17 protein-coding genes and 1 pseudogene are annotated in these 16,567 nt (G+C 40.5%); all 18 read right to left on the bottom strand.

All coding sequences use genetic code 11. The annotated features are described in order from the left end of the window. Window positions 1-9: 9 nt before the first annotated feature. The 18 genes and pseudogenes from pgk to JSQ81_RS07365 all read right to left on the bottom strand — a co-directional run bounded on the left by pgk (window position 10) and on the right by JSQ81_RS07365 (window position 16,350). The gene (pgk, locus tag JSQ81_RS07285; protein ID WP_212607005.1) at window positions 10-1,194 is read right to left on the bottom strand and encodes a phosphoglycerate kinase; all 1,185 of its coding nucleotides are present in this window, start codon (window positions 1,192-1,194) and stop codon (window positions 10-12) included. Window positions 1,195-1,292: 98 nt separating this feature from the next. Then, window positions 1,293-2,300, bottom strand: coding sequence for a type I glyceraldehyde-3-phosphate dehydrogenase (gap, locus tag JSQ81_RS07290; protein ID WP_212607006.1), 1,008 nt, complete (start codon window positions 2,298-2,300; stop codon window positions 1,293-1,295). Window positions 2,301-2,344: 44 nt separating this feature from the next. Then, entirely contained in the window at window positions 2,345-3,376 is a 1,032-nt protein-coding gene (locus JSQ81_RS07295; RefSeq protein ID WP_212607007.1) for a sugar-binding transcriptional regulator, read from the bottom strand. Between the two features lie 153 nt (window positions 3,377-3,529). Next, a complete protein-coding gene (locus JSQ81_RS07300; protein ID WP_249336667.1) occupies window positions 3,530-3,850 on the bottom strand; it encodes a glutaredoxin family protein in 321 nt (106 codons plus the stop codon). After that, window positions 3,844-4,635: a TPM domain-containing protein gene (locus JSQ81_RS07305; RefSeq protein WP_249336668.1), complete on the bottom strand. Its 792-nt coding sequence runs from the start codon at window positions 4,633-4,635 to the stop codon at window positions 3,844-3,846. Before JSQ81_RS07305 ends, JSQ81_RS07300 begins: the two co-directional genes overlap by 7 nt. Further along, window positions 4,632-5,210, bottom strand: coding sequence for a LemA family protein (locus tag JSQ81_RS07310; protein ID WP_212607008.1), 579 nt, complete (start codon window positions 5,208-5,210; stop codon window positions 4,632-4,634). The genes JSQ81_RS07305 and JSQ81_RS07310 overlap by 4 nt, the downstream gene beginning before the upstream one ends. 259 nt (window positions 5,211-5,469) lie before the next feature. Further along, a pseudogene (locus tag JSQ81_RS07315) lies at window positions 5,470-5,720 on the bottom strand (ATP-binding cassette domain-containing protein); the annotation flags it as partial. Beyond that, window positions 5,717-6,640: a C40 family peptidase gene (locus JSQ81_RS07320; RefSeq protein WP_212607009.1), complete on the bottom strand. Its 924-nt coding sequence runs from the start codon at window positions 6,638-6,640 to the stop codon at window positions 5,717-5,719. The gene JSQ81_RS07320 and the pseudogene JSQ81_RS07315, both read right to left, overlap by 4 nt. 98 nt (window positions 6,641-6,738) lie before the next feature. Beyond that, a complete protein-coding gene (locus JSQ81_RS20200) occupies window positions 6,739-6,864 on the bottom strand; it encodes a hypothetical protein (protein ID WP_371812520.1) in 126 nt (41 codons plus the stop codon). Window positions 6,865-6,939: 75 nt separating this feature from the next. Then, window positions 6,940-7,275: an ABC transporter substrate-binding protein gene (locus JSQ81_RS20205; protein ID WP_371812521.1), complete on the bottom strand. Its 336-nt coding sequence runs from the start codon at window positions 7,273-7,275 to the stop codon at window positions 6,940-6,942. Window positions 7,276-7,325: 50 nt separating this feature from the next. After that, a complete protein-coding gene (locus tag JSQ81_RS07330; RefSeq protein ID WP_212607010.1) occupies window positions 7,326-8,150 on the bottom strand; it encodes a M55 family metallopeptidase in 825 nt (274 codons plus the stop codon). Between the two features lie 447 nt (window positions 8,151-8,597). Then, on the bottom strand, window positions 8,598-9,389 hold the full coding sequence (locus JSQ81_RS07335; RefSeq protein WP_212607011.1) for an ABC transporter ATP-binding protein: 792 nt from the start codon (window positions 9,387-9,389) through the stop codon (window positions 8,598-8,600). 93 nt (window positions 9,390-9,482) lie between these two features. Then, on the bottom strand, window positions 9,483-10,697 hold the full coding sequence (locus tag JSQ81_RS07340; protein ID WP_371812522.1) for an ABC transporter substrate-binding protein: 1,215 nt from the start codon (window positions 10,695-10,697) through the stop codon (window positions 9,483-9,485). 75 nt (window positions 10,698-10,772) lie between these two features. Next, a complete protein-coding gene (locus JSQ81_RS07345) occupies window positions 10,773-11,834 on the bottom strand; it encodes a branched-chain amino acid ABC transporter permease (RefSeq protein WP_249336669.1) in 1,062 nt (353 codons plus the stop codon). 4 nt (window positions 11,835-11,838) lie between these two features. Beyond that, the gene (locus JSQ81_RS07350; protein WP_212607012.1) at window positions 11,839-12,723 is read right to left on the bottom strand and encodes a branched-chain amino acid ABC transporter permease; all 885 of its coding nucleotides are present in this window, start codon (window positions 12,721-12,723) and stop codon (window positions 11,839-11,841) included. 3 nt (window positions 12,724-12,726) lie between these two features. Next, window positions 12,727-14,622 carry an AMP-binding protein gene (locus JSQ81_RS07355; RefSeq protein ID WP_212607013.1) on the bottom strand — a complete coding sequence of 632 codons (1,896 nt, stop codon included), beginning with the start codon at window positions 14,620-14,622 and terminating at the stop codon, window positions 12,727-12,729. Window positions 14,623-14,639: 17 nt separating this feature from the next. Beyond that, window positions 14,640-15,404 carry an ABC transporter ATP-binding protein gene (locus tag JSQ81_RS07360; RefSeq protein WP_212607591.1) on the bottom strand — a complete coding sequence of 255 codons (765 nt, stop codon included), beginning with the start codon at window positions 15,402-15,404 and terminating at the stop codon, window positions 14,640-14,642. A 646-nt stretch (window positions 15,405-16,050) separates the two neighbouring features. Next, complete coding sequence (locus tag JSQ81_RS07365; RefSeq protein WP_212607014.1) at window positions 16,051-16,350, bottom strand: helix-turn-helix domain-containing protein; 300 nt, start codon at window positions 16,348-16,350, stop codon at window positions 16,051-16,053. Between the last annotated feature and the right edge of the window lie 217 nt (window positions 16,351-16,567).

Here is a 16,567-nt window from a genome sequence, read left to right on the forward strand (position 1 = left end):
TCCCTCCGATTAGTTGTCGTCTAGTGCTGTAACACCTGGTAGGTCTTTCCCCTCCATAAATTCAAGGGAAGCGCCTCCGCCTGTCGAAATATGATCCATCTTCTCTCCGACGTTAAACTTTTCAACCGCTGCCGCAGAATCGCCGCCGCCGATTACTGTATACCCGTTCGTTTCAGCCATCGCTTCGGCAACGCGTTTCGTTCCATTTTCAAACGGCTCGAGTTCAAATACGCCCATCGGACCATTCCAAATAATCAATTTCGAGTTTGCAATTACATCCGCGTAAAGATCAGCAGTTTTAGGACCGATATCGAGTCCTTCCCAATCCTCTGGAATCGAGTTCAAATCCACAACCTTTGTATTTGCATCTGTGGAAAAATCATCCGCAACCACTACATCGATTGGCAGATAGATCTTCACGCCATTTTCTTCGGCTTTTTTCATGAATGATAAGGCAAGATCCATCTTGTCTTCTTCAAGAAGAGACTTTCCAATTTCATACCCTTGCGCTTTCAAGAACGTGTATGAAAGACCACCGCCGATAATTAAGTTATCTACAATGTCTAACAAATGATCAATAACACCAATTTTATCTTTAACTTTAGCACCGCCAATAATCGCAGTGAATGGACGTTCCGGTTTTGAAAGTGCTTTACCTAGGACGTCTAGCTCTTTTTCAAGGAGCAAGCCCGATACGGCAGTCAGGTGTTCTGCAATGCCCGCGGTCGAAGCATGTGCACGATGTGCGGCTCCAAATGCATCATTGACAAACACATCTGCAAGTTTCGCAAATTCTTTCGCTAATTCCGGATCATTTTTTTCTTCGCCTGCATGGAAACGCACATTTTCAAGAAGGACAATGTCTCCATTTCCCATTTTTGAAATAGCGTTTTCTACTTCTTCGCCAATTGACTCATCTAGCTTTTGTACTGGTTTATTAATAAGTTCGGCAAGTTTTTTTCCAGCTTCGGTAAGACGCATTTCTTCATTAACTTCACCTTTTGGTCGTCCGAGATGGCTTGCCAGGATTACTTTGGCGCCGTGATCTGTTAAGTGTTTTATTGTCGGTATGGCTGCACGGATTCTCGTGTCATCCGTAACGTTCCCATCTTCCATCGGCACGTTAAAATCTACTCGACAAAAAACGCGTTGTCCTTCAAGTTCAATGTCTTTCATCGTCTTTTTTGACTTCATGAAAAATAGCCACCTCCAAGTTTAATTAAAAAGAAGGAACGGGGTACCCCGCTCCTCTTACCCATTACCATTATAAGGGGTTATAATCGTTCTGGCTATTATAGACCTTTGCTGTGCATAAGAAGCGCTAAGTCGATACAACGTGCTGAATATGCTGTTTCATTGTCGTACCATGAAATAACTTTCACCATATTGTCTCCCATAACCATTGTTGATAGTCCGTCTACTGTTGATGAAGATGGGTTACCATTGTAATCGATTGATACAAGTGGCTCGTCCGAGTATACAAGGATATCTTTTAATTCATTTTCAGATGCGTCTTTAAATGCTTTGTTCACATCTTCAGCTGTTACGCCTTCGTTCAGTTCTGCTACAAAGTCAACCATTGATACGTTTGGAGTTGGTACGCGAACTGCCATTCCATCAAGCTTTCCTTCTAGTGCTGGAATTACTTGTGTCACTGCAGAAGCAGCTCCTGTAGTCGTTGGAATCATTGATTCAGCTGCTGCACGTGCACGTCTGTAATCTGAATGTGGCAAGTCAAGCAGGTGTTGATCGTTTGTATAAGCGTGAATTGTTGTCATTAAACCGCGTTTAACGCCGAATTTGTCATTCAATACTTTTACAACAGGCGCAAGACAGTTTGTCGTACATGAAGCATTTGAAACAATATTATCATTTGCTGGGTCGTAATCTTCATGGTTAACGCCCATTACAATTGTCGTAACCTCACCTTTCGCTGGTGCAGAACAGATTACTTTCTTCGCCCCTGCTTCAAGATGTTTTGAAAGCGATTCTTGGTCAGTGAATCTACCTGTTGATTCAACTACAACGTCAACGCCGATTTCTCCCCAAGGAAGTGCTGCTGGGTCTCTTTCTTCATATACGCGAATTTTCTTGCCGTTGACAACTAGGTCGTCGCCATCTGCGCTTACATCTGCGTCGAATGTTCCGTGAACGGAGTCATACTTTAGAAGATGCGCAAGCATTTTCGCATCTGTTAAATCGTTAATTGCTACAATTTCAATTTCCTCTGATTTTAGTGCTTCGCGGAATACAACGCGTCCAATTCTTCCAAATCCGTTAATTGCTAATTTTAATGTCATTATTTATTCCTCCAAAAGTTTGTTTTTATCTTTTATAACTATTGTTATTGTTTCAACAAGTTAACCATTTCATTCGCGGCGCCTTCGTCTGTGACAAGAACCGTTTGCTTCGGTGCAGTGGCCATATAGGACAATATCGCCTCGGCTTTACTTCTTCCGCCACTAATTGCAATGAGAAGCGGCACTCTTTTCAACTGTTCGGGACGTATGCCGACCGTACGAATGCGGTGTACTACTTTACCCGTTCGATCAAAGTAATAACCGAAAGCTTCTCCTTTGGCACCTTCCTCGTTAAGCATGTGCCTTTCTTCGGCATCTGAACCACGAAGGTTTGCCATCGTTTGCGCATCGCCAATACCATGCAATACACAATCTACTTTTTCGTAAACCTGAATCATTTTTAAAACGGATGGTTCTTTTCGAAACGCTTCATGCGCTTCTTCGCTGAGCGATTCTGGATAATAGAATGTATTGTAAGTCCCTCCGCATGCTTCGGCAAAGGAAGCTGCTATGACGTTTGCCTGCAATCCGATATCGTCGCCGACTCCGCCTCTTGCCGCTACAAACAATAATTCATTTGAATGATTCATTTTGTTTATATAGTTCGGAATCGATGCAACTGTACTCCCGCCTGTCACTGCGACTGTTTTGCCATCTCCTAGTCCGGAAACAAACTCTTTGGCCGCAGCCATCCCAAGCAAGTTCTTTGTTCCGCCGTTCGCATCGCTGTCACCAGCTACGACTTTGACAGATTGAACTCCGAGAAGTTCTGTCAATCGGGTCGCTAAAGCAACGCGTCCAGACCATTTTTCCATCGGCAATTCGAGGGCTTCGAGTACATTATTGCCTTCTGCTGTAATAGTCGTTCCGTTTTTGGCAACACTGATTAAATGCTGTTCTCGTAAAAAATCCATCATCGTACGCGTTTCACGTTCCGATAACCCGGACATCTCACCGAGTAAACGTCTTCCAATCGGGCCAGCCACCTTCACGAACTTCAGCATCCGATATCTATCCTGCATGACTTCCATCATTTCGGGCACGAGCTTACTTTGGGCTTCCATCGAATACTCCAAAGAATTATCACCTCCAACCACCAGGACAAGTAATGTCCCACGTGATTTAAAAACGTCCCACCTACAGCAAAAAAATAGGATGAACTTTTATTCCTAATTTAAGTATAGTTCTTTTTCTCTGACAGTTCAAATTAAAAGCCTATGATTATTTTTTCAAAACAATTCAACGATGTCGACGAAACCTATATTCCCATATAACAGTACATCTCCGTCTTTTTCGATGACAGGTACCATCAGCATATACTTTTCATGAAGTTCATCATTCGATTGAATATCGATTTCCGTCCAAGTAAACGGGAAATCATCTTGTACAAGTTTCATCATTAACTTAGCCTCATCACATAATCCACAATTCGGTTTCGTATAAAACGTGACATGCATTTTCATCACCACTCTTTTAATTACAGTATAAAGTAAAAAACGCGGCATGCCTAAGAAACTGCATGCCGATTGTTTGATTGTTTGATTTACCATCTACCGCCTGCTCCGCCGCCGCCGGTAGAACCTCCGCCGCCGCCCCGGAAGCCACCACCGCCGCCAAAACCGCCTCCTGAACTGCCTCCGCCGAATGATCCAGGGAAGAAAATCGGACCGCCTCTGCGTCCACCAGATCCTCCGCTACCTCCACCGCCACCTCGTCTTCTCATCATCATTAAAATGACAACGGCAATAAAGATAATTATCGGAAATGGGATACCTGTATCGGACTCTTCTTCATAGTTTTCACTTACTTGGACAGGCGCAAATTCCCCGTCCCAATTATATTCTTTCGCAATTTCATTAAAAAGAGCTTTATACGTATTCATGATACCTAAATCGAATTTTCCTTCTCTCATATAAGGAAATGCATATTGATCGCGAATTCTTCCGACCTTCCCATCGGGCAAAGCACCTTCCAAACCGTAACCTGTTGTAATCCACAACGCGCCTTCATTCGGGGCAACTAGGAAAAGGACGCCGTTGTTTTTCCCCTCTTGCCCGATTCCATATTCTCGGAATACTTTTACCGAATACTCTTCAATCGCTTCGCCATCAAGAGAATCAACAGTCATCACAACGAGTTGGGCTCCTGTCGCATCATCCAGCTGCATCCCGTAATTGACGAGTTCTTCTTTCTGCTCCGCATTTAATAAATTCGCGAAATCTTGCACGTAAATATGACCTTCCGGCTTTGGAATATCAGCTGCATAAGCGGTTGATGATGAATAAGTAAAAAATAGGCAAAGTACGATCAAAGGTCGAATTATTTTGCCAATCACTTCTCGTCATCTCCAAAATCAACCTTTGGAACCTCTTTCGCAGCTTCATCCGCTTTAAAGTATTCTTTTTCATCAAACCCAAATATAGATGCCGTTAGATTCCCTGGAAAACGTTTGACTCGTTTATTGAAAGTAGCCACTTCATTATTATAATCTTGACGCGCTACGCCAATTCGGTTTTCAGTTCCAGCGAGCTCATCCATTAATTGACGGAAGTTTTCGTTCGCTTTTAAATCAGGATAGTTTTCTACAACAACCAAAAGTCTGCTTAATGCGCCTGATAGTTCATCATTCGCCGCCGCTTGTTCTTCGGGCCCCTGGGCCCCCGCTAACCTTGCGCGTGCATCTGAAATATCTCCGATAACTTCTTTCTCATGTTCGGCAAATCCTTTTACGGTATTCACCAAGTTCGGGATTAAATCCATTCTTCTTTGCAATTGATTCTCGACTTGCGCATATGATTGGTCTACATTTTCTTCCAACGTCACAAACTTGTTATAGCTAGGAACAAGCATCACGCCGAGAAGTACAAGTATGACTACAATTATGGCAATCGGTCCTAGTACTTTTCTCAAGCTACCACACTCCATTCATTTTATAGATACTTTACCCATATGGAACCAATTGTTAAACTATCGGCTAGTACACTATACGATTCACATGTTTAAATGTTTCATTTTTCCACAAACAAAAAGACGCCCTAGAATTTAGGACGACTTTGCATGGACTGGAACCGCATCGTTTCTTAACATCACTTGTTCATCATGAAGATGGCACGCAACAAAATGCCCGTTATCTCGTTGAACGCGGATTCAATGAAGCGTAAGGATTTTAGAAAATCATTTGCATTTTCTTAAGAAAGTTATGCCGCTCTTTGTCAGTCATGTCACGGACACTTTGCCCATCGTACAACACTTCGCCATCCGTTTTATTATAAAGACCGAGAATGGTTCTGCCCGCTGTCGATTTCCCGCATCCCGACTCGCCGACAAGCCCGAACGTTCCACCGCTTACAGTTACTCGCCGCGGCCCACATCAAAATAGCGTTTCAATCCCTTCACTGACAATAAAAATTCTTCTGTCACGTTGTTTTCTCCTTACCGTATCTACGGACCCCGCACAGATCACCTTCTAAGCTTGAACCTGCAAGTTTCATGATTTCAACCGATTTTCCCGTCGAATGGGAATGAAGAAGCAAGCCGTTTCCAAAATAAAATCCGACATGACGGACATTCCCTTTTCCCTTATCATTCGCGAAAAAAAGTAAATCTCCTTTTTCCCATTGTTCTGGTTGATCCAATGGAATTTCAACGCCACTCTTCGCTTGATCGCTCGCGTCACGAGGAATGGTATGCCCGCAAGACTTGAGCATATTGTATGTAAATCCAGAACAATCAAAGCCATATGTGGACATGCCTCCCCAAAAATACGGCAAATCCAGAAATTCAAGTCCTTTTTCAACTGCTGCGGATGGCGCTAGTTTCGGAAATTGATGGATGGACGGTGAACATTCAACATCGCGATTCAAGACTAATGCGTAGCCATCTGGTGTACAAACACGTAAATACTCCCCTTCCGCACCTACATAAGGCAGCATCGTATTGAGGGGCACGACCAAAGAAGGCACGCCATCTGTCGTCCATACTTGCGCTTTTCCAACAGAAACTTTCGCAAAGCCCTCAGCATGAATCGGTTCCGCTTCTTTCAACTGAGCAAGCGGCACCCATCCCGGATATCCACGCTCATCTTTTCTCGACGGTTGCCAAACGGCAATGATTTTCGCCCACTCCCCCTTAGTTTCCTCAACTTTAACCGGTTCACCGTACAACAATTGCGTCTGTATACGATTTCCGTCGCAAAGGTCCAGGCGTTGTTCATACGGCAGTTTCTCAAGCCATTTTGTCATTTGAACGGGATTCGTTAAACCGGGCTCATCAATTTCTCTTGCAGATTCCGGCGACGTCCAAACCGTAGCTACTGGAACCGCACAATACCAAGAATTCATCGAATCCACTCCTTTTTTGATACTTGATACTTGCCACTTACTATTGATAAACGAATTAATTAGAAACGCAGAGCCCTGGAGGACGCCACGACTTTCACTTAATTCTTATCTGCATATTTCAAATCAATATAGCCGACTGGATGACGGAGGATTCCTGTCACGCCAGGTTTTTCAAGTGTTGATTGGTTATAGTAGTAAATTGGGAAGACAGGCATTTCAGCCATCAGAAGCTCATCCGCTTTTTTGAGTAATTCCCAACGTTTCTCTTCATCTGTTTCGTTTTTAATATCTGCAATCAGTTAATCGTATTCAGCATTCGACCAAGTCGTACGGTTCATCGGTGAATCTGTAATGAAGCTTTCAAGTGCGTTTACAGAATCTGCATAGTCATGCAAGAAAGATGAACGGGACAAATGGTATTTAAACTCTCTCTGCTCTGCCAAGAACACGCCGCCTTCAACGTTTTGCAACTCTGCATCGACACCAAGCACTTCTTTGAAAGCACCTTGAAGCGCTACCGCAATATTCTGATGCGACTCGCTTGTAGAATAAGTCAATGTTATTTTCGGCAATTCCGTATAGCCTTCTTCTTTCATCCCTTCTTCAAGACGTTGAAATGATAAAACTTGTAGCAATCATCATAAGAAATCTTTTAACAATATATTTCGCCATGCATCATTCCCCCTTAACAAAACTTCGTCTGCAATGCCAGCTCTATCATGACGAGCATCGCTCTATATGCTTCAATGATGTCTTTTGCTTTATATTTAACAATCGTTGTTCCTGGTTCAATTTCACAGCCGGGCATCAAAGCAGCCCATTCCGCTTGCCCGTAATTGTTAAATTCAATCCGGAGTACCGGATTTTCAGGGGGTACCAGCGGCTGTATGGTATGTCGTTTGGCAATCGCCTCTCCCGTTTTCTCTTCCAGCAGCGCATGCGCTTTAGTCGGATGCAACGTTTTAACCGCAGACCTGGATATGGATTGTTTTACTGCCGCTGTAACAATTCCTGGAATCAATGCTTCCGCTTCACGACAAGCCCCGTCATCTCCAGCGACCATAATGACAGGAACACTGAAATGACCTGCAACATACGCGTTAAAACCAAGCTCCCCTATGACAACATCATTGATATACATATTCCGAACCCCGAAAATCATCGAGTGGCTCATCACGCCAGGTTGTCCTGCACGCGAATGATAGCCCGCAAAAATTGCTCCTTCAAATGTAGCGTCTATTGACTGAATCATCGAAAGCGGTTTCAAATCCCCCGTTAATAAATCCGCATCTGGATGAATATCTTCAACAAGTAGATTATTCATTTTTGAATGACTGTCATTGACAAGTACTTTGTCAGCACCATTTTCAAACGCCGAATTGATTATGGCATTTGCTTCTTCCGTCATAATCCGCCGTGATCGTTCATAATTACGTTTAGCTGAATCGACGAATGTGTGATCAGGCAATCCTGTAACTCCTTCCATATCAACAGACAAATAAATATTCACAAGACCGCCCCCAGGTTGTTTATTTCTGAATTAATTTAATAGACTAAAATTGATGGTGTATATAAGACTATCAAATTTATTAGAATAGTACAATTGTTTTTTGAAATATGAATTACAGGGTGGTTGTTTTGAAGAAAATTTACGGATAGTTGGGAAAGGACATGGATCAGAGAGCCACCTTGCGAATTAAACAAGACACACATGATTTATATATGTTAAGGCTAGAATATACGTTGAGTTGAAATCGAATTTTCCACAAAATATAAAAGTACTTGCAAACTGTTACTTCTACCTTCACAGTTCGGGACTTTACCTATAGACTGCGCCGATGCTAGACACACAAAAAGGTTACTACCCAATCGATTCGGATAGTAACCCTATAAATGTTCGATTTCTACTAATGATTAACTCTTTCAATGTACCTCATTCTGCATAACAAGCATTCTTTTACCAGACTACCCTTTTGCGACGCCTGTACACTTTGTTCTCTTTATAACTTTTTTCTCCTTCTTTACCAATCCCTAAATAGTGTTCGCGTACTTCTTCGTTTGACAAGAGCATATCCACATCGCCCTGCATCGCAACTCGACCATTTTCCATAATGTATCCATAGTCGGAAATTGACAAAGCAACATTCGCGTTCTGCTCAACAACCAATATAGAAGTACCTTCTTCCTTGTTAATCTGTTTAATGTTCTGAAAAATTTCTTCAACTAGGAGTGGTGCGATTCCCAAAGATGGTTCATCGAGTAACAATAACTTGGGTTTGGCCATGATTCCTCTACCTATCGCAAGCATTTGCTGTTCCCCACCGGATAAAAATCCAGACTTTCGGTGTTGAAGAGCTTTTAATTTCGGGAAGTAAACGTAAATTTTTTCGACATCATCTTTTAATTGTTTTCGATCTTTTCGTGTATAGGCCCCAGCGATTAAGTTTTCCTCAACAGTTAAGTTTTTAAATACACGTCGCCCCTCCATACTTTGAAAGATTCCATTTTTCACAATGACATCCGGGGTAGTGTTATTGATTTGTTTACCCTGGTATTCAATTGTTCCATCAGTAACTTGGCCGTCTTCACCTACTAGCAATCCCGAAATTGCTTTTAAAGTTGTCGACTTGCCTGCTCCGTTACTGCCGAGCAATGCTACAATTTTACCTTCTGGAACATGAAGCGACATTCCTTTCAAGGCAAGTATATTTTTTGAGTACACGACTTCAATATTATTAATATGGAGCATAAATATCCTCCTTCTACTCTTAGAAAACGAGGGTGAGAAGCAAAACATTAATTTGCTTCTCTCATTTGCCTTCTCAATCATCTTTACAGCTGCTTATTCCTTATAACTAAAGTATCCTTTCAACTCTTCCCACTTACCATTTTTCACGATACCAAGACGAGTTTGTTCTGTTCCCGCATGGTTGTCAGCACTGAAGCTAACGTTTGCTCCCAATCCACCCAAATCATAATCTTTGAGTGATTCAAGGCCTTCGCGAATCTCTACTCCTGTAATCTCACCATCTGTAAGCTTAGCAGCCTCTTCAATTCCTGCTACCATTATTTTCGCAGCAGCCCATCCTTGAATAAATTTCTGGTCAATATCTTCAAGTGTTTTACCTTCCTCATCTAAATACGCTTTCACATCGGCCATACCAGGGAAATCCTCGTATGGGAATGCATGGGAAAGGATTCCAATATACCCTTCTGCAATATCTGCACCAACTATATCAATAACACCTTCGCCAGAAGCCCAGTTTAAACCAATAAATTGTGTATCAATATTAAGTGTCTTTGCATCTCTTAGAATTGTTGCTGTTGCTCCCCAAGTTTCTTGGATAATTGCATATTCCGGATTTTTCTTATTCATATTTAGCAATTGGGATTGTGCTTCTGTTGCTGTAACATCGATTATTTGCTCATCAACAATTTCAATACCAATTTCAGCAGCGTAGTCTTTAATATCTTCAATAGGCGAGCGTCCGAATGCAGTGTCATTATAAAGTAAAGCTACTGTTGGGTTTTCTCCCTTGTGACTATCTTGTATCCATTTCAAAATTGCACGACCTTGATCTGAATATGAAGCAGCAGCAAGGAAATTATACGGACTTTCTTCAATATCTTTCAAGTTTTCCGAATAAGAAGCAGATACAAACGGAAGTTTATCATTTGCTACTTGTTGACGTAATGCTTCTGTATCTCCAGTACCCCAACCCAGTATTGCAGACGCTTTATTTTTATCACGAAAAGCTTGATAAATTTTCTGTGCCTCAGGAATGGCATATGCGTAATCTTCACCAACTAGTTCAATGTTCAGGCCTTCAATACCGCCTTTATTTTTCAAATGTTTGAAAAAGGCCTGTTCACCTTCAGCGTATGGTGTTCCCACATCGCCGGTCCCACCAGTAATATCAAAAAGTCCACCAACTGTAACTTTCCGTTCTCCATCTACTGAAGTCTTGTCCCCACCGTCATCATTACATGCACCAAGCACTAGCAACATCATGAAACCAACTAATAAACTAACGATTTTTTTCTTAGTATTCTTCAAAACCTTACCCCCTTTATTTTATATGGAAAGAAACCTACATACATTTTTTGCAAGCGGTTTCAAATCCCCAATCTTTTAATAAGAAAATGGCCATAATCTAAAGTACCTCTTTGTATTATTCCATATATGAGCCAAACCACCTGGTTCAAAGATTAGGAATAAAATGATTACAGTACCAAATACAAACTCTTTGAATGCGGATAGGATTTGATACAAATCTGGCATGAACATCGCCATAAAATCCACTCCCAGACTTAGTGCTACAGGTAAAAGCGTAATAAAGATTGCTCCTAATATTGAGCCAAGTACACTGCCCAATCCCCCAATCAATATCATTGCCAGGTATTCGATTGATACATGCATACCATAAAGTTCGGGACTTACAATCATCGTGTAATGCGCAAGTAACGCACCAGCAATTCCAACAAAAAACGAACTTATTGCAAAAGCCATGATTTTATATTTAAATAAATTTATCCCCATAATTTGAGCGGCAACATCACGATCACGCACTGCCAGGAAAGCTCGTCCTGTTCGTGTTCTGATTAAATTTGTGGCATAAATAACTGTAAATATAAGAATTACAACACAAAGATAGTAATAACTCGTATTGCTTGAAAGTGAAAAACTACCAACAGTTGGACGGTTCAGAACCATACCTGACGTTCCACCTGTTAAGCTATCCCATCGACTGATAACAAAAAGGATAATGACCTGTGCGGCAATTGTAGCGATCGCCAAGTACAAACCTTTCAATCTAAGAGATGGAATTCCGAACAAACCACCAATCACCGCTGTTACAACACCAGCTAAGGGCAATGCAACCCAAAAACTTAACCCTACTGTCGATGTTAAAATTGCAGCTGTGTAACCGCCTACGCCTAAAAAGGCTCCCACACCTATTGATATCTGTCCCGTGTAACCCGTTAGAATATTAAGCCCAATCGCGCCAATTGAAGCAATTGCACATAAAGTTAAGAGCCCGATAACATAATTGGATATAAAGAGTGGGAGTAATAGAATGACTGAAATTAAAAGAACCGATCTAATTTTAGCGCCTGTGGATCCAAACATTTTCATATCTTTAATATAGCTGGTTTTATAATTTCCGCTTTCATTCACAAATGGATTTCGCACAAACTCACACCCTTTCTATTCCACCTTTTCCAAATAAGCCATACGGTTTTATCATTAATATAAGAAGAACTACTATAAATGGAGCGACATCTTTCAGACCTCCACCAACGAGCGGATCTAAATACCCTCCAGCCATATTTTGTAGGATTCCAATGATAAATCCACCGATAATTGCGCCCAGAATACTGTCAAGCCCCCCAAGAATAACAACCGGGAGTACAGTTAGTCCTATAGCAGCCATTCCTGGACTTACGCCATTTATATTCCCTAAAAGAACCCCACCAACAGCAGCAACTACTGAAGCAATTGCCCAAGTTGTCGCGTAAACCGATTTTACACTTATCCCCATTGACAACGCGGCTTGCTGATCGTCTGCAACGGCACGCATCGCAATACCCATTTTCGAAAACTTGAAGAACAATGAGAAAATGATCAGAAGCGCGATAACAACAGCAAATGACCAAAGATATACGGGTGTAATAATTATTCCAGAAACATTGATTGGTTTTGTCGGGAATATAGGTGAAAACTTTTTCGTTTGATGACCCCAAATCATATGTACCGCTCCAGCGAGCAAACTTGATAGCCCGATTGTAGCCATAATAACTGATATGACAGGTGCATTTTGTAAGGGTCGAATTACGAGTCTTTCTACAACTAGTCCCAGGACTGCACTAAATACGAGCGTAATAAGCAAAGCGAATATAAAAGGGATTTTATAAGCAGTCATTAAGGTTAAACAAATGTAAGCCCCTACAATAACCAATTCACCATTTGCTAAGTTTAACGCATCACTCGCCCTATAGATTAGGACAAATCCAAGTGCTACAAGTCCGTAGATACTTCCCACTACGATTCCTGTGATAAGCATTTGAAGGAAAAAAATCATAATTTACGCCACCTCCTGCTTTATTTCCAACTGAACGACTTGTAGATTTATCTCCACGGCGGATTCCTTGCCATCGTCCATTATTTTTACTTCGTGAACTTCTGAATAAAGACCCTCGATCAGCGTATGATATTTTTCTTCAATATACTTTCTTCTCACCTTCAAAGTACGAGTCAATTCTCCATCATCTGCATTAAATTGTTTATGGAGAATCGCAACTTTTTTAACTCGCGCTTTCTCTGGAAGCTGACTCATTAATCTCGTCACTTCTTTTTCAATAAATTTAACAACCTCAGGATCCCTGGCCAATTCAGAATATGTGGTATACACAATTCGATTCTTGTCAGCCCATCGTCCGACACTATTCATGTCTATATTCAGTATTGCGACCATATAGGGATTGTTTTTGCCAAAGCATATGGCCTCTTGAATATAAGGGCTCGCCCTCAATTTGTTTTCAATCATACTTGGATATATCTTTTCATCGCTTACTGTAGTAACGATATCTTCTTTTCGATCCAGAATGTAAAGATGTCCATCATCATCGATACGACCGCAATCCCCTAAAGTAATCCATCCATCTACAACTTTCTTGCGATCTTCTTCATGTAAATATTGTGAGAATATTGCAGGATTTCTTACTAAAATTTGGCCATCTTCAGCTATCTTCACCTCTGTATACGGAAGTGGTACCCCTGCACTTTTGATATTAATGTCGTCGTCACGGTGAACAAATGCGATTCCAGCAAGCTCCGTCCCCCCGTAAGATTGCTTCACATTTACACCAATACTATGAAAAAAGTAGTAAGACTCTGATTCTAGTGCAGCCCCCGCAATGTATGCTCTTTTAATTCGGGCTAAACCAAAATGATCACGAATTGGACTGAAAACAAGCCAATCTCCAAGTTTGTACATCAATTTGTCACCAAATGAAATCGGTTGCTTGTCAAGCTTTGCTTTGGTAACTTTATCGCCGACTTTTTTAAATGAATGATAGACTTTTTTCTTGAACCAACTGGATCCTTCCATACGGATTGTGAAATTCGACATTAACGTCTGATAAACCCTTGGAGGTGCCAAAAGTGTTTGTGGACCAATTTCACGCAAATCCACCATAACAGTATGTGGTTTTTCTGGAAAATTGACCACCATTCCTGTTAGTAATGGGATTGTAATACTTAGCACTTGTTCATGAATCCAAGCAAGTGGTAAAAACGAGAAATAATCATTCTTCTTTTCTGAGGGATCGATTGCATTCAAATTTTCAGCCGCTGCGATTAGATTACTATGTGAAAGCATTGCACCTTTCGGGTTTCCAGTCGTTGCAGCGCTGTATGCAATAATTGCAATGTCATTCTCAAGCAAGCAATCAGTTTTATTTCGAAAAAAGTCTGGATTTTCTTTTACTAAAGTATTACCAATCACTAATGCATCATCAAGATTTGATAATTTCGGATGCTTGTAATGACGCATTCCATGTTTATTATAATAAATGATGTGCTCTACAAGCGGAATCTGTTCTTCTATTTCAAGTAACTTATCAACTTGTTCCTGATCTTCAACGATAACTATACGAGCGCCACAATCATTTAAGTAGTAAACTAACTGATGTGTCAATGACTCTTGATAGACTCCAACAGATATACCGCCTAAGACCTGGGCAGCCATTTGTGAAATTAACCACTGAGGTCGGTTCTCACCTATAAGCGCCAGTTTCTCACCTCTTTTGAAATCATATTCCTTAGAAAGAACAATCGCTAGCTGCTCAACAGTTTTGTAATAGTCACCCCAAGTAATTTCATTCCAAATCCCTAAATCTTTTTGCCTTAATGCCACTTCGTTTGTTTCATTCGCTGCTCGCTCAGCCAAAAGTTTAGGTAATGTTTGTTCCGAACTCATCGCTTGGCTCCCCCAATCTAGATAACTTTTTCTTCCCCAATATAAGCCTTTATTACTTCTGGATTGTTTTGTATTTCTTTTGGTGTACCAAAACCAATTTGCCTGCCAAAATCCAATACAACAATGTGATCGGACAAGTCCATGACGATACCTAAATCATGTTCAATTAACACAACTGTAATTTGCATCACTTCATGCATATCTAAAATAAAACGTGCCATCAAGTCTTTTTCAGCACTGTTCATCCCTGCCATTGGTTCATCTAACAAAATTAACTCGGGTTGTAAAGCTAATGCTCTGCCAACTTCTACCCGCTTTTGTAATCCATATGGAAGCGTACCCACCGGTGTGTGACGAATGTCCTGAAGTTCTAAAAAATCAATTACTTTCTCTACTTCTTTACGGTGAGCAATTTCTTCTTTTGATGCTTTTCCGAAGTAAAGTCCCCCACTTATTGGTCCCGTATTCATCAAAGCATGTCTTCCTAATTTCAAGTTATCAAGTACAGACATATGCTCGAACAAAGCAATATTTTGAAAAGCACGTGCAATTCCAAGATTTGTGCGCTTGTCCGGCTTCATATTAACTATTTCTTGCCCTTTAAATCGAATTGACCCATTTGTTGGGTGATACAATCCACTGATGCAGTTGAGCATACTCGTTTTACCAGCACCATTTGGTCCAATAAGGGAGAAGATTTCTCCTTCTTCGATATGATAGCTAACTTCATCCAAAGCTTTAACTCCACCAAATTGTAAAGAAATGTTTTCTATTTCTAGCATACGAGCCAATTTGTATTCCCCCCTTTTTTAACGTAATTGCATTATTATGATTCTAGTGAATATTACATTTAAGTGCGAGTTTTGTCAATAAGGTTTTAGAATATTAAAAAGATTACGAAGTGCAGGGATAGTAATACGCTGGCTAATGGATACCAAAAATGTTGCAAAAGCTTGCGGCAATTGAATTTGCCACTTATTTGAAACTATTAATAGCGGCAAATTCATAAAGTTTCTAAACTCGAATCATGGGACTTTCTCTAAGATTCAATTGCTAGTCTTATGACTTACATGATTTTATTAAGGGTTGGTTAGTTTTAAACGACCGTAAATATTTAAGGAGGAGTAAAACACAAAAGGATAATTTTATTCCATTTTCGGTTTAGTCATCGGACGTTTGAAACAAGAAGCAAAAAAATACGCACATGTTTTAGATTAATTAAGGGTAGGATACTAGTGCAAGTCAAATTCTTCACAAAAAAAATACCTGCAAACGTTTAAATATAACGTTTGCAGGTACTTAATATTGTTTTTATAAACGCCCTTGGCGAGCATATAATAATATCCCCTAACCCTTGTACCGACAAGGGTTAGTTCTTTTCTCGTGGATAATTTGTGTATAATAATTTCATAGTGTAAATTTCCAGCATCACTTCCGATTATAATTTACGATACTCCCGCCATTTTTACGAACCTCATTATAATACTTCTCCATATATTTACCGACCTCTTTTTTATGAAACAGCCACTTGCTCCCTAGGCGTATCTTTGGAAATTCTTCATCATGTAAAAGATGGATTACAATCGTATTCCACGACATATTTAAATATGTCCCTAATTGCTTTGAATTCATGAAAAACACTTCTGATTCAAGTTCTTTTAAATGTTCATCTATTTTCTGAAGGTAGAGCTCTTTTAGCTTTTTTCGATCAACTTCTATGGTAATCATTTTTCTTTGCTTACATTATTGTTTGGTTAATTATGTTTTTTATCAAAGCAATCATACCCCCGGAATAACCTTCTCAAATAAATATAAACCTTACCATTAGATTTTTTCTTAGAAAGGTAACCACTTTTCCTCATCCGACCCCTCTATATTTTCCCCTACAAATGAAATAAAACTACTGTAGGGGAAAAATCACCTTCTAACTCTCACACTGGCTTTT

The sequence above is a fragment of the Sporosarcina sp. Marseille-Q4063 genome (assembly GCF_018309085.1).
GTDB lineage: Bacteria > Bacillota > Bacilli > Bacillales_A > Planococcaceae > Sporosarcina.